12 protein-coding genes are annotated in these 13,933 nt (G+C 73.7%); 7 read left to right on the plus strand and 5 right to left on the minus strand.

The genetic code is table 11. The annotated features are described in order from the left end of the window. Positions 1 to 35: 35 nt before the first annotated feature. The 4 genes from IF651_RS04355 to IF651_RS04370 all read right to left on the minus strand — a co-directional run bounded on the left by IF651_RS04355 (position 36) and on the right by IF651_RS04370 (position 5,682). Positions 36 to 1,967 carry an acyltransferase family protein gene (locus tag IF651_RS04355; RefSeq protein WP_191827841.1) on the minus strand — a complete coding sequence of 644 codons (1,932 nt, stop codon included), beginning with the start codon at positions 1,965 to 1,967 and terminating at the stop codon, positions 36 to 38. 141 nt (positions 1,968 to 2,108) lie between these two features. Continuing rightward, positions 2,109 to 4,742 (minus strand): DNA helicase PcrA, encoded by a 2,634-nt coding sequence (gene pcrA / locus IF651_RS04360; protein WP_191827842.1) that lies wholly within the window; start codon positions 4,740 to 4,742, stop codon positions 2,109 to 2,111. Between the two features lie 38 nt (positions 4,743 to 4,780). Further along, positions 4,781 to 5,263, minus strand: coding sequence for a DUF456 family protein (locus IF651_RS04365; RefSeq protein WP_191827843.1), 483 nt, complete (start codon positions 5,261 to 5,263; stop codon positions 4,781 to 4,783). Positions 5,264 to 5,316: 53 nt separating this feature from the next. Then, positions 5,317 to 5,682, minus strand: a complete 366-nt coding sequence (locus tag IF651_RS04370; RefSeq protein WP_191827844.1) for a hypothetical protein — start codon at positions 5,680 to 5,682, stop codon at positions 5,317 to 5,319. A 384-nt stretch (positions 5,683 to 6,066) separates the two neighbouring features. On the opposite strand from IF651_RS04370, the gene IF651_RS04375 reads away from it, so the two are divergent. The 7 genes from IF651_RS04375 to IF651_RS17380 all read left to right on the plus strand — a co-directional run bounded on the left by IF651_RS04375 (position 6,067) and on the right by IF651_RS17380 (position 13,193). Then, positions 6,067 to 7,827 (plus strand): nitrite/sulfite reductase, encoded by a 1,761-nt coding sequence (locus tag IF651_RS04375; RefSeq protein WP_191827845.1) that lies wholly within the window; start codon positions 6,067 to 6,069, stop codon positions 7,825 to 7,827. Between the two features lie 164 nt (positions 7,828 to 7,991). Next, positions 7,992 to 8,699: a phosphoadenylyl-sulfate reductase gene (locus IF651_RS04380; RefSeq protein ID WP_338403772.1), complete on the plus strand. Its 708-nt coding sequence runs from the start codon at positions 7,992 to 7,994 to the stop codon at positions 8,697 to 8,699. An 8-nt stretch (positions 8,700 to 8,707) separates the two neighbouring features. Continuing rightward, on the plus strand, positions 8,708 to 9,724 hold the full coding sequence (gene cysD / locus IF651_RS04385) for a sulfate adenylyltransferase subunit CysD (RefSeq protein WP_191827846.1): 1,017 nt from the start codon (positions 8,708 to 8,710) through the stop codon (positions 9,722 to 9,724). Next, positions 9,724 to 11,130: a sulfate adenylyltransferase subunit 1 gene (locus tag IF651_RS04390; RefSeq protein ID WP_191827847.1), complete on the plus strand. Its 1,407-nt coding sequence runs from the start codon at positions 9,724 to 9,726 to the stop codon at positions 11,128 to 11,130. The genes cysD and IF651_RS04390 overlap by 1 nt, the downstream gene beginning before the upstream one ends. Before the next feature lie 7 nt (positions 11,131 to 11,137). After that, positions 11,138 to 12,559 (plus strand): uroporphyrinogen-III C-methyltransferase, encoded by a 1,422-nt coding sequence (gene cobA / locus IF651_RS04395; protein WP_191827848.1) that lies wholly within the window; start codon positions 11,138 to 11,140, stop codon positions 12,557 to 12,559. Positions 12,560 to 12,588: 29 nt separating this feature from the next. Continuing rightward, complete coding sequence (locus IF651_RS17375) at positions 12,589 to 12,831, plus strand: ribbon-helix-helix protein, CopG family (RefSeq protein ID WP_206715130.1); 243 nt, start codon at positions 12,589 to 12,591, stop codon at positions 12,829 to 12,831. A gap of 47 nt (positions 12,832 to 12,878) precedes the next feature. Further along, a complete protein-coding gene (locus tag IF651_RS17380; RefSeq protein WP_206715132.1) occupies positions 12,879 to 13,193 on the plus strand; it encodes a type II toxin-antitoxin system PemK/MazF family toxin in 315 nt (104 codons plus the stop codon). A 51-nt stretch (positions 13,194 to 13,244) separates the two neighbouring features. Here IF651_RS17380 and IF651_RS04405 read toward each other — a convergent pair whose 3' ends face one another. Then, positions 13,245 to 13,862 carry a LuxR C-terminal-related transcriptional regulator gene (locus IF651_RS04405; RefSeq protein ID WP_191827928.1) on the minus strand — a complete coding sequence of 206 codons (618 nt, stop codon included), beginning with the start codon at positions 13,860 to 13,862 and terminating at the stop codon, positions 13,245 to 13,247. Positions 13,863 to 13,933: the final 71 nt, after the last annotated feature.

Here is a 13,933-nt window from a genome sequence, read left to right on the forward strand (position 1 = left end):
CGGCGAGGGCCGGACCCGCCCCGCCCGCCAGAGGTTCAGCCCGGCGGCAGCGCGGCGAGCGCGTCCTCGAGCACGTCTGCGTACACCCCGGTGCCCTCGACGGTGGGATGGGTGAGGTCCGGGTGCAGCAGGTCCGGGTGGCCCTCGACGGCCGCGTGCCAGTGCGCGACCACCACGTTCGGGCGCTCGGCCGCGATCTCGCCGAGCCGTTCGTTCGCCGCCGGCACCCACCGGCTCACGCCGACCGTGTCGACGAGGACGACGCGCCGGTCCGGGCCGATGACGTCCAGCGTCTCGCGCAGCGCGTCCTCGGAGCCGTCGAACTGGAACCCGCCGTTGGTACCGAAGTTCAGCACCACGACGGGCCGCAGCGCTCCGGCGCGCTCGTCCGAGCGCACGATGGCCGGCGCGTCGAGCCACTTGCGGATCGGCTTCGCGTCGATGGCGATCCCCTCGAACCGGTCGAGCACCGCCGGGGCCGCGCCGGAGAGCACCGAGTCCCCGTACGCGCTGATCTCGTCCCCTGATCGAGGAGCGGCCGTCGCCGTCGACGCCTCGCCCTCCGTCGTGCCGGGATCACGCGCCGCGGTGGCCGCGGCCTCGCCCGCCGGCCGTTCCTGCGCGTGGACGGCGGCGAGCCCTTGCTCGACCGAGAGCTGCGCCTGCGAGACCCGCGGTGCGCCGACGACCGAGACGAGCGCGAGCACGACCGCGAGGCACCCCGCCCCCACGACCGCGCGCGCCGCCGTCGGCCGGGAACCCCGCACCGCGTCTCTCGCGCGCCGCGCGGTCGCGCGCAGGCCGTCCCGGCGGACGGGGGTCTCGACCCAGCGGTAGGACGCCGCCGCGAGCGCCACGGTCGCCGCGACCGCCACGAGCGGGACCGCCCACCCCGCCGCGCGACCGCTGCCCGGTGCGAGCCCGGCCGCGACGACCAGCAGCACCGGCCAGTGCCACAGGTAGATGCCGTAGGAGCGTGCACCGACCCACCGTGCCGGGCGGGTGTCGAGCATCCGCACGCAGCCGCTGTCGCGGCCCACCGTGCAGCCGAGCACGGCCACCAGGGCGAGCGCGCTGCCGAGCACGATCCCTCCCCGGTAGACCACGGGGTCGTCGGGCTGCAGCACCAGCATGAGGACGGCGAGGGCCGCGAGCGCTGCCACGGGCGCGGTCCCCGAGCGCAGGGCCCGCGGCAGCGGCTCGCCCGTGCGTCGGCCGAACCACCAGAACGCGCCGGCGACCCCGAGCAGCAGCCCGACGACGTGCGTGTCCGTGCCGTAGTAGACGCGCGTCGGGTCCTCGCCGGGCTGGTACCGCACCGCCATGGCGACGGCGGACGTGACGGCGGCCCCGAGCACCACGAGGAGCCGCGCCCGCCACGTCGGGACGAGCACGACGAGCGCGACCAGCAGCACCGGCCACGCGAGGTAGAACTGCTCCTCGATCGCGAGGGACCAGAACGGCGTGAGGAGATGCGGCGCGGTCTGGTCGAAGTAGCTCGACCCGCCCGCGACGGCGAGCCAGTTGTAGGAGAACGTCGACGCACCGAGCACCTGCCACCCGGCGCCCACCAGGAGGTCGGGCTCGACGAACCGCGCCGCGACGACCGAGACCACGACCACGACGGCGAGCGCGGGGAGCAGCCGCCGAGCGCGACGGCGCCAGAACTCGGGCAACCTGATACGCCGGTCGCGGCCCATCTCGCGCAGCAGGAGCGTCGTGATGAGGAAGCCGCTGACGACGAAGAACACGTCGACGCCGAGGAACCCACCCGGCAGCACCCCCGGCCAGGCGTGGTGGACCACGACCGCGAGCACGGCGAGGGAGCGCAGCCCGTCGAGGCCGGCGATCCGGGCGTTGTCCCGAGGGTCCCCCGTGCGTTGGCGGTGCGTCGCCGGCCGGGCCGGCGGTCGGCGCGCGGCACGGGCACGGTCGGGCGCGACCGGTGCCCGGTCCTCGAGGAGCACGTGACCTCCCGGTCGGCGCGCGAGCTCGCGGGCGTCCGACGGTCGCGGGTGCGCGGCCCTCCGTGCCGACCCGACCACGCTACGGTCACGCCCCCGCCCGGCCGGTGGAGGCGCGCCGGACGGCGCGGTGCGCGATCGGGCCTAGAGCTTCGTCACGGGCGAGTACCGCAGCAGCAGCCGCTTGGTCCCGTCGGCACCGAAGTCGATCTTCGCGACCGCGTTCGGCCCTGCGCCCTCGAGCATCACGACCGTCCCGAGCCCGTACGCGTCGTGCGTGACCTTGTCGCCGACCGCGAGACTCGGCACGTCGGCGTCCTTGCGCGGCGTCGCCGACCCGAACGTCGCTCCGGTCGGACCGGCGCCGGAGGCGGAGCGAGGTCGAGGGGACGGCGACGGGTCGTGGCGGGCCTGGCGGGAGCCACCGGCACGCGGCTCCCGACCCCAGACGCGGCCCCCGGCCCGCAGCGTCTGCATGCTCGACTCGCGCCGCCGCCAGTCCCACAGCTCTTCGGGGATCTCGTCGAGGAACCGGCTCGGCGGGAACTCGTTCGCCATCCCCCACGCGGACCGGACGGCCGAGCGTGAGACGTAGAGGCGCTCGCGAGCCCGGGTGATGCCCACGTACGCGAGGCGTCGCTCCTCCGAGAGCTCGGCGTCGTCGTGCAGGGACCGCATGTGCGGGAACGTGCCGTCTTCCATGCCGGTCAGGAAGACCACGGGGAACTCCAGGCCCTTCGCGGTGTGCAGCGTCATGAGGGTGACGACGCCGGGGTCCTCGCGCGGCTCGTCGTCCGGGTCGTCCTCGGCGCCGTCGACGGTGTCCGACGCGGGGATCTGGTCCGCGTCGGCGACGAGCGAGACGCGCTCGAGGAAGTCGGACAGCGTGCCCTCGGGCTCGAGCTCGGTGAACTCGGTCGCGACCGCGTGCAGCTCGGCCAGGTTCTCGACGCGCGTCGCGTCCTGCGGGTCGTCGCTCGCGCGCAGCTCGGCCAGGTACCCGGTGCGGTCCAGCACGGCCCCGAGAACCTCGCCCGGCGACGCGCCCGACGCCGCGAGCTCGCGCAGACCGGCCATGAGGCCGGCGAACGCGCGCAGCGGGTTGAGCGTCCGGTTCGTCAGCCCGGGGATCTCGTCGATCCGGTCGAGCGCGGCGCCGAACGAGATCCGTTCGCGGTCGGCGAGCGCCGCGACGGAGCCCTCGGCCCGGTCCCCCAGCCCCCGCTTGGGCACGTTGAGGACCCGGCGGAGGTTGACGTCGTCGTCCAGGTTGTCGAGGGCGCGCAGGTACGCGACGGCGTCCTTGACCTCGCGGCGCTCGTAGAAGCGCGTGCCCCCGACGACCTTGTAGGGCAGGCCGACGCGGATCAGCACCTCCTCGAGCGCGCGGGACTGGGCGTTGGTGCGGTAGAAGACCGCGACGTCGCCGGGGCGCACGGCGGCGGTGTCGCCGAGGCGGTCGATCTCCTGCGCGACGAACCGCGCCTCCTCGTGCTCGTTGTCGGCGACGTAGCCGATGATCTTCGCGCCCTCGCCCGAGTCGGTCCACAGCCGCTTCGGCTTGCGCTCGGGGTTGCGCGAGATCACGGCGTTGGCGGCGGAGAGGATGTTCTGGGTCGAGCGGTAGTTCTGCTCGAGCATGATCGTGCGCGCGTCGGGGTAGTCGGCCTCGAACTCGAGGATGTTGCGGATCGTGGCGCCGCGGAACGCGTAGATCGACTGGTCGGCGTCGCCGACGACGGTGAGCTCGGCGGGGTCGAGCGCCGGGACCTGCGCCTGGCCCGTGCCGCTCGTCTCGGCGTGCGTCGCCGCCGAGCCCGTGCCGACGCCGGCGAGCTCGCGCACCAGCACGTACTGCGCGTGGTTGGTGTCCTGGTACTCGTCGACGAGCACGTGGCGGAACCGGCGGCGGTAGTGCTCGGCCACGGCGGGGAACGCCTGGAGCAGGTTGACCGTCGTCATGATGATGTCGTCGAAGTCGAGCGCGCTCGCCGCGACCAGCCGCGACTGGTAGCGCGTGTAGACGTCGGCGAGGACCTGGTCGAACTCGGGGACCGTCGCCCCCCGTGCCACGAGTCCCTCGTCCGTCGCGCGCGCACCGGACTCGCGCGCGTACGTCTCGGGGTCGACCAGCTCGTTCTTGAGGTCGGAGATCTTGTTCGCGAGCGAGCGCGCCGGGTACTTCTTGGGGTCCAGGTCGAGCTCGCGCGTGACGAGCGTGACCAGCCGCTGCGAGTCCGCGGCGTCGTAGATGGAGAAGCTCGACCGCAGCCCGAGCGTCGTGGCCTCGCGCCGCAGGATCCGGGTGCACGCCGAGTGGAAGGTCGAGACCCACATGCTCTGGCCGGCCGGGCCGACGAGCTGGACGACGCGCTCGCGCATCTCCGCGGCGGCCTTGTTGGTGAACGTGATCGCGAGGACCTGCCCGGACCGCGCCCGGCCGGTCGCGAGCAGGTGCGCGATCCGGTGCGTGAGCACGCGCGTCTTGCCCGACCCCGCGCCCGCGACGATCAGCAGCGGTCCGCCCGCGTGCACGACCGCCTCGCGCTGCTGCGGGTTGAGCCCGTCGAGCAGCGCGTCGGGGTCGATGTGCGCGTACCGTCCGCGGCGCTGCTCACCAGCAGGGGCGGCCGACGTGCCCGACGACGGCGCCGCAGGGTCGTCGGTCCAGCGCGGTGCCGTCGTGGGCAGGCGCGCCTCGCCGCCGTGGTCGACGCGCGGGCCGTCGAACAGCGTGTCGAGGCCGGGGAGCGGGAGGTTCTCGAAGAGCGATGCCATAACCGTCCCAGCCTACGGTTCGCGACCGACACTGGTCGTCAGGTCAGCGCGAGCCCGAGGCCCCACGCCGCGGCCGCGAGAAGACCCCCGAGGAGCTGGACGAGGATCGTGATCCCGGTCGCCTGCATCGCCGCGACGGTCGCGCGCCACGCGGCACGGCGGTCGCGGCGGCGGACCAGCTCGGCGACGAAGACCGCGAGCACGAACCCGATGAACAGCCCGATCACGGGGATCACGAAGAAACCGACGACCCCCGCGATCCCGCCCCACACGAGCGTCGACCAGGGGACCTCCGCGCGCCGCATGTGCCGGCCGGCGAGGACGTACTGCGCGACCTCTGCGGCCACGACGAACAGTGCGGCGACGGAGAACGCCACCCACGCCGTCGGGCCGCCCGTGACGATCGCCCAGACGAGGACCGCGCCGAGCACCAGGACGTTCCCCGGCAGCACCTGCACGACGATCCCGACCAGCCCCACCAGGATCGCCAGCCCGACGAGGACCTCTCCACCCACGCTCACGAGCGCAACCTTCGCACGTCAGCGGCGGAGCGCGAGGCCGGTGGGCCGAGGGGTCAGCCCCAGAACACCGCGACCAGGATGTTGACGACGGTGAGCCCACCGATGGCGTGCTTGACGCCCGGGGCGACGGCGCCGTCGGACGCCTTGTCGCCCTGGCGCTTCGCGACGAGGGCGAGCACGGCGATGATCAGGGCGATCACGAGCTTGACCCCGATCTTGGCCATGTCCGGTCCCCCGTCGCCCCAGAGGGACGCCTCGCCGATCCCCACCATGACGATGCCCGCGACGAGCGCGGTGAGCGCGCCATGGAACACGCCCTTGGAGAGACCGGGGGCCTTGATCGAGGCGATATAGCCGCCGAGCACGATGGCCCAGCCGATGAAGTGCAGCGCGACGAAGACGTTGTAGAGGAATTCCATGGGCGCCATGGTATTTGCTGACGTCCGCGTCAGTAAACCGCGACGCTGAGATCTTCGCCCGCCGACGTGGGCCGACACCCGGACGCACGTCGAGACGCTCGTCCGGCATGCGGACGCGTCCTTCCGAGCCGCGGGAACCGCGTGTACCGTTCTGGGCATGACCACGGCAGCCCGCCCCGCCCTCGTGACCCCGCGTCACGAGATGCCGGCGCGTGTGCACACGTGTCTCAGCTGTTGTCGCTGAACCGCGCCCGACTCAGCCCGAGCCCACGGCTCGCCTCCCCTGAGAACCGGCGCGCGCCGTCGGCCCTCAGCTCCTCATACCGCCGCTGAGCGCTCGTCGTCGCGCGTCCCCGCCACCGAACGAGGACACGAGGAACACCGATGACGCAGGTCACGTCTGCGGCCGACGGCGCCACGAGCGCCACGGCCCGGCCCGAAGCCCCTGCCCGGGGCGCCGGAGAGCGTCCCGCCCGGCCCGCTCGGGCCCCCCGCCCGAACGGGCAGTGGAAGGTCGACGGCACCGAGCCGCTCAACGGCAACGAGAAGTGGAAGCAGGAGGACGGCGGGCTGTCCGTCCGCGAGCGCATCGAGACGACCTACGCCCGCGAGGGCTTCGACTCGATCACCGACGACGACCTGCACGGGCGCTTCCGCTGGTGGGGGTTGTACACGCAGCGCAAGCCCGGGATCGACGGCGGCAAGACCGCGACGCTCGAGCCGCACGAGCTCGAGGACCGGTACTTCATGCTCCGGGTCCGCATCGACGGCGGTGCGCTCACGACCGAGCAGCTGCGCGTGATCGCGGACATCTCCAAGGACTTCGGCCGCGACTCCGCCGACATCACCGACCGCCAGAACATCCAGCTCCACTGGATCGAGGTCGAGAACGTCCCGGAGATCTGGCGCCGGTTGGAGTCCGTCGGGCTGCAGACCACCGAGGCGTGCGGCGACGTCCCGCGCGTCGTGCTCGGCAGCCCCGTCGCCGGCATCGCCGCCGACGAGCTCATCGACATCGGGCCCGCCGTCGCCGGTATCACCGAGAAGTACATCGGCGTCCCCGAGCTCGCGAACCTGCCGCGCAAGTTCAAGACCGCGCTGACCGGGCACCCGAGCCAGGACGTGGTCCACGAGATCAACGACGTGGCCTTCGTCGCGCACGATCACCCCGAGCTCGGGATCGGGTTCGACGTGTGGGTCGGCGGCGGGCTCTCGGCCAACCCGCGCCTCGGCGAGCGCCTGGGCGCGTTCTGCACCGAGGAGCAGGTCCCCGACGTCTGGCACGGGGTCGTCCAGATCTTCCGCGACTACGGGTACCGGCGACTGCGCAACAAGGCGCGCCTGAAGTTCCTGCTCGCGGACTGGGGTCCGGAGAGATTCCGTGAGGTCCTCGAGACCGAGTACCTCGGCTACCGCCTCGCGGACGGTCCGCCCGCGCCCAAGCCATCCGTGCCCGGCGACCACATCGGCGTGCACAAGCAGAAGGACGGGCGCAACTACATCGGCGCGGCGCCGTACGTCGGGCGCGTGTCCGGCCAGATCCTCGGACACGTCGCCGACCTGGCCGAGTCCGTCGGCTCGCGGCGCGTGCGGCTCACCCCGCACCAGAAGCTCCTGGTCCTCGACGTCCCGGACGCGGACGTCGAGCACGTCGTGTCGACCCTCGAGGCCAACGGCCTCGACGCGAACCCCAGCCCGTTCCGCCGCAGCACCATCGCGTGCACCGGCATCGAGTACTGCAAGCTCGCGATCGTCGACACCAAGGACACCGCGACCGCGACGATCGACGAGCTCGAGAAGCGCCTCGGCGACCTGTCCGGCATGAAGCCGCTGTCGTTGCACGTCAACGGCTGCCCCAACTCGTGCGCGCGCATCCAGACCGCGGACATCGGGCTCAAGGGCCAGCTCGTCATGGACGACGCCGGCGAGCAGGTGCCCGGCTTCCAGGTGCACCTGGGCGGCGGGCTGGCCTCGGACGACCGCGAGGAGGCCGGGATGGGCCGCACCGTGCGCGGGCTCAAGGTCACCGCGACGGACCTGCCCGACTACGTCGAGCGGCTCGTGCGCCGGTACGAGACCGACAAGGACGGCACCGAGACCTTCGCCGAGTGGGCGCACCGGTCCGACGAGGAGGCGCTGAGGTGAGCGAGCAGACGACGCAGGACCCGTTGGCCGCGCTGCGTGCCGCGGCGCGCGCGAAGGCCGAGCAGCGCGAGGCCGCCAAGGCCGCGCACCACGCCGAGCGGGCGCGACAGGCGGGGCCGGAAGGGCACGGCCGCGAGAAGCGCGCGCTCGACGAGCTGCGCGAGATCGCGCGCCGTGGCGCCGAAGAGCTGCACGGTGCGGGGACGCCCGGCCACGACGGCGACGACGACCGGCCCGAGGCGACGGCCGAGCAGGTCGTCGCCTGGGCGGCGCGCGAGTTCGGCACGTCCGTCGCCGTCGCGTGCTCGATGGCCGACGCCGTGCTGCCGCACGTCGTGGCGCAGCAGATCCCCTGGGTCGACGTGCTGTTCCTCGACACCGGATACCACTTCGCCGAGACCGTGGGCACGCGTGACGCCGTCGAGCAGCAGATGGACGTGACGATCGTGGACGTGAAGCCCGAGCTCACGGTGGCCGAGCAGGACGCCGCGCACGGCAAGGACCTGTTCGGGCGCGACCCGGTGCTGTGCTGCCAGATGCGCAAGGTCGAGCCGCTGCACCGCACGCTCGCCGGCTACGAGGTCTGGGTGACGGGGGTGCGCCGCGACGAGGCACCGACCCGCACGACCACCCCCCTCGTCACGTTCGACGAGAAGAACGGGCTCGTGAAGATCAACCCGCTCGCGGCCTGGTCGTTCGACGACCTGCTCGCCTACGCCGCGAGGCACCAGGTGATCCTCAACCCCCTGCTGAACGACGGGTACCCCTCGATCGGCTGCCTGCCGTGCACCCGGCGCGTCGCGCCGGGCGAGGACCCGAGGGCCGGCCGCTGGGCCGGGCTCGACAAGACAGAGTGCGGACTCCACGTATGAGGACGGGCATGACGACCATCGACCTGACCGACACGACCACGGGCGACGCGGCAGCGGCCGGCACAGCCGGCACGGCTGGCACAGCCGACTCCTTGCTGCCCGACGCCGCCCTGCCAGGGGAGCACCGGCTCTCCCAGCTCGAGGCGCTCGAGAGCGAGGGCATCCACATCATCCGTGAGGTGGTGGCCGAGTTCGAGCGCCCCGTGCTGCTGTTCAGCGGCGGCAAGGACTCCGTCGTGATGCTGCACCTCGCGATCAAGGCGTTCGCACCCGGCCCGGTGCCGTTCCCCGTGCTGCACGTGGACACCGGGCACAACTTCCCCGAGGTGCTCGCGTTCCGCGACGCGACCGCCGAGCGCCTGCGCCTGCGGCTCGAGGTCGCGAGCGTGCAGGACTACCTCGACGACGGTCGCCTGCGCGAGCGGGCCGACGGCACGCGCAACCCGCTGCAGACCCAGCCGCTGCTCGACGCGATCACGGGCCACCGGTTCGACGCGGTGTTCGGCGGCGGTCGCCGCGACGAGGAGAAGGCGCGGGCCAAGGAGCGCGTCTTCTCGCTGCGCGACGAGTTCGGCCAGTGGGACCCGCGCAACCAGCGCCCCGAGCTGTGGAACCTGTACAACGGCCGGCACCGTCCGGGCGAGCACGTGCGCGTGTTCCCCCTGTCGAACTGGACCGAGCTCGACGTGTGGCGCTACATCGCCCGCGAGCGCATCGAGCTCCCCGGCCTCTACTACGCGCACGAGCGCGAGGTGTTCGACCGTGACGGGATGCTGCTCGCGGTCGGGCCGTACTCGCAGCCGCGCACCGACGCGGAGGCCGAGTCCGTGCGCACCGAGACCGTGCGCTACCGCACGGTGGGCGACATGTCGTGCACCGGCGCCGTGAGCTCCGACGCGACCGGCGTCGAGGACGTCATCGCCGAGGTCGGCATCACGCGCATCACCGAGCGTGGCGCGACCCGCGCCGACGACCGCCTCTCCGAGGCTGCCATGGAGGACCGCAAGAAGGAGGGGTACTTCTGATGGGCACGCCCACCACGACCACCGGCCCGACGACCGAGACCCAGGTCCCGCTCGACGACGCCCGCCGCGGCACGCTCCTGCGGCTCGCGACCGCCGGTTCCGTCGACGACGGGAAGTCCACCCTCGTGGGCCGCCTGCTGTTCGACTCCAAGTCCGTCCTGGCGGACCAGCTCGACGCCGTCGAGCGGGTCTCGCGCGACCGCGGGCTCGAGACGGCCGACCTCGCGCTGCTCACCGACGGGCTGCGTGCCGAGCGCGAGCAGGGCATCACGATCGACGTCGCGTACCGGTACTTCGCGACCGCGCGCCGATCGTTCATCCTCGCCGACTGCCCGGGCCACGTGCAGTACACGCGCAACACGGTCACGGGTGCCTCGACGGCCGACGTCGTGGTGCTGCTCATCGACGCCCGCAAGGGCCTGCTCGAGCAGACCCGGCGCCACCTCGCCGTCACGAGCCTGCTGCGCGTGCCGCACGTGATCGTCGCGGTGAACAAGATCGACCTGGTCGACTACTCGCAGGAGCGGTGCGACGAGCTGGCGGCGGACATCCGGGGCGTCGCCGCGTCGCTCGGCGTCGCGGACGTGCACACCCTCCCGGTGTCCGCGCTCGTCGGCGACAACGTCGTCGACCGCGGCAGCCCCCGCACGCCCTGGTACGACGGCCCGAGCCTGCTCGAGCTGCTCGAGGAGCTGCCGACGGGCGACGACCCGGACGCCGAGTCGTTCCGCTTCCCCGTGCAGGTGGTCATCCGGCCGCAGTCGGCCGCGGGCTCGAGGCACCAGGACGCGGACCGCTACCGCGACTACCGCGGCTACGCGGGCCAGGTCGCGTCCGGCGTCGTGCGCGTCGGTGACGAGGTCGTCGTGCTGCCCTCGGGCACGCGGACGACGGTCGCCGGGATCGACACGGCGGACTCGCTCGCGACCGGCGACGAGCTCACCGAGGCGTTCGCACCGCAGTCGGTCACGCTGCGCCTCGCGCACGAGGTCGACATCGCGCGCGGCGACCTGATCGCCGCCGCGCACGAGGCACCCGAGGTGACGCAGGACGTCGAGGGCACGGTCGCGTGGCTCGGCGACCGTCCGCTCCTGCCGGGGTCTCGTGTGCTGCTCAAGCACACGACCCGCACCGTGCAGGCCGTGGTGCGCGACGTCGTCGGGCGGCTCGACCTCGACTCGGCCGAGCTCCAGCCCGCCGAGCGGCTCGAGCTCAACGACATCGGGCGCGTGACGCTGCGGCTCGCGTCGCCGATCGCGGCCGAGGAGTACGTCGTGGCGCGCCGCACGGGCGCGTTCCTGCTGATCGACGGCCAGGACGGCGGGACGCTCGCGGCCGGCATGGTCGGCGACGCGCTCGCCGCGGTGCGCCACCCGGTCGAGCGTCCCGGCGCCTACACGATCTGAGGATGACATGACCGCGACCGCTGCCTCCGACCGCACCGGCGCCCGGCCCCTCCCCGGCAGGGAGCAGCACGAGTCGTACCCGCTCGGGCTGCGGGTCGCAGGCCGGGCGGTCGTGGTCGTCGGCGGGGGGCCCGTCGCCGCTCGCCGGGTGCGCGGTCTGCTCGACGCGGGTGCGCACGTGCTGGTCGTCGCGCCGGACGTGTGCGAGGACCTCACGGACCTGCTGGCTCTCGCGGGGCCGCGGGACGGCACCCTCGCCCTCACCTGGACCCGGCGCGACTACCTCGCCGGGGACCTGGACGGGGCCTGGCTCGTGCACACGGCCACCGGGGACCGCGAGGTCGACGCGCTCGTCGCCGCCGACGCCGAGGCCGACCGGGTCTTCTGCGTCACCGCGGGAGACGCCGACCTGGGTACCGCGTGGGTCCCGGCGGTCGCGCGGACCCGCGTGGGCGGCGCGGCCGTCGGGGACGGTGCGGTGCTGCCCGCCGACGAGGTGAGCATCGCCGTGCACGGGGGCCGCGACCCTCGGCGCGCCCAGCGGGTGCGCGACGCCGTCGCCGCCCGGCTCGACGCTGGCGAGCTGCCCGTGCGCGGGGTCCGCGGACGCGGTGCCGCAGTCCCCGCCGACCGGGCATCGGCGGCCGACGAGGCGCTCCTGACCAGTGCCGGCCCCGTGACGACGCCGCTCGTGCGCCCGGTCGGGTCGGTCGCGCTGGTCGGGGGCGGGCCGGGCGACGTCGGGCTCATCTCCGTGCGCGGGCGGCGGCTGCTCGCAGAGGCGGACGTCGTGGTCGTGGACCGGCTCGCGCCCCGCGCGCTCCTCGCCGAGCTCGCCCAGGACGTGGTCGTCGTCGACGTCGGCAAGACTCCCGGCAACCACCCGGTACCGCAGTCGGAGATCAACGCGATCCTGGTGCACCACGCGCTCGTCGGGCGTCGGGTGGTGCGCCTCAAGGGTGGTGACCCGTACGTGTTCGGCCGCGGGGGCGAGGAGCTCGCGGCGTGCCGCGAGCACGGCATCGCCGTCGAGGTCGTGCCCGGCGTGACGAGCGCCGTCGCCGTCCCGGCCGCCGCGGGCATCCCGGTGACCCACCGGGGCGTCTCGCGCGGATTCACCGTCCTCACCGGGCACGAGGACGTCGGCACGGTGCCCGCGGCGACGGACCACACGCTCGTCCTGCTCATGGGCGTCTCGCGGCTGACCGAGACAGCGGCGGCGCTCGTGGCCCAGGGCCGCTCCCCCCAGACTCCGGTCGCGGTCGTCGAGGACGGGTACGGACCGCGCCAGCGCACGACCGTCGGGACGCTCGCGACGATCGCCGACCGCGCACGCGACGCGGGCGTGCGGCCCCCGGCCGTGACCGTCGTGGGCGACGTCGTGCGCCTCTCCCCCGCGTGGCCCGGCGACTCGGACCCGCACCGCTAGACCCGGTATACCGGGCGTATACTCGCCGCATGACGATGACGACGATCAAGGTCGACGCCGCGCTGCGGGACCGCCTCAACGCGAGGGCACGGGAGCGCGGCGTGCCGGTCGGGTCGTTCGTGGAGGAAGCACTCGAGGCATGGCTCCGAGAGCAACGGTTCGACCGGCTGCGGTCCGAGGTCGCGGCGACGACGCGCGAGGCCTCCGCCGCCGCGGAGGCCGAGGACGCGGCCTGGGACGCACTGGCCGGCGACGGGCTCTCCGCCCGGTGACCGCCGGCGAGGGCCCGCTAGGCCGGCCGGCGCTCGACCGAGGAGACGTGGCGTGGGCGGACCTCTCGCCGACCCGGGGGCGAGAGCAGACCGGCCGGCGCCCCGCTCTCGTCGTGGCGAGCCGTGGCTACCTGCACGCCGTGACGACCCTCGTCGTGATCCTCCCGGTCACCAGCGTGGATCGCGGATGGTCGAACCACGTACGGCTGCGCGGAGAGCACGGGCTCGACCGCGCCTCGTGGGCGATGACCGAGCAGGTCCGGACTATCGCGCGGGAACGCCTCGCGGCCTCTGTCGGTCGGGTCGACGCCGAGTCCCTCGCGGAGGTCGACGAGTGGCTGCGCGCCCTGCTCGCCCTCTGACCGACGCACCAGCGGCTCGGACCGCGCCCGGCGCCGTCAGGTGGTCGATGCTCAGAGCAGGCGCCGCTGCGCCGCCCACCGCGTCAGCTCGTGCCGGGACGAGAGCTGCAGCTTGCGCAGCACCGCGGACACGTGGGTCTCGACCGTCTTGATCGAGATGAAGAGCTCGGACGCGACCTCGCGGTACGTGAAGCCTCTCGCGATGAGTCGCATGACCTCCTGCTCGCGGGCGGAGAGCCGGTCGAGCTCGTCGTCGTGCACCGCGACGTCGGCCGCGCCCGTCCCGAACGCGTCGAGCACGAACCCCGCGAGCCGCGGCGAGAACACCGCGTCCCCGCCGGAGACCTGCACGACCGCCGCCGAGAGGTCGGGGCCGGAGATCGCCTTCGTCACGTAGCCCCGCGCACCTGCGCGGATGACGGCGACGACGTCCTCGGCGGCGTCGGACACGGACAGCGCGAGGAACCGCACGTCGCCCGTGAGGTCCGCGCAGCGCTGGAGCACCTCCGCGCCGCCCCCGCCGTTGCCACCGGGCAGGTGCACGTCGAGCAGGACGACGGGCGGGCGCAGCGCGTGCACGCGCTCGACCGCGGAGTCCACGGTGTCCGCCTCGCCGACGATCTGGACGAGGGCCGGGTCGAGGCTCGCGCGGACGCCCGCACGGAACATGTGGTGGTCGTCGACGAGCACCACGGGGACCGGCGCGCCCGATGGCTTCGCGGCCCCGCTCGTACCCGGCG

Source organism: Cellulosimicrobium arenosum (genome assembly GCF_014837295.1).
Lineage (GTDB): Bacteria > Actinomycetota > Actinomycetes > Actinomycetales > Cellulomonadaceae > Cellulosimicrobium > Cellulosimicrobium arenosum.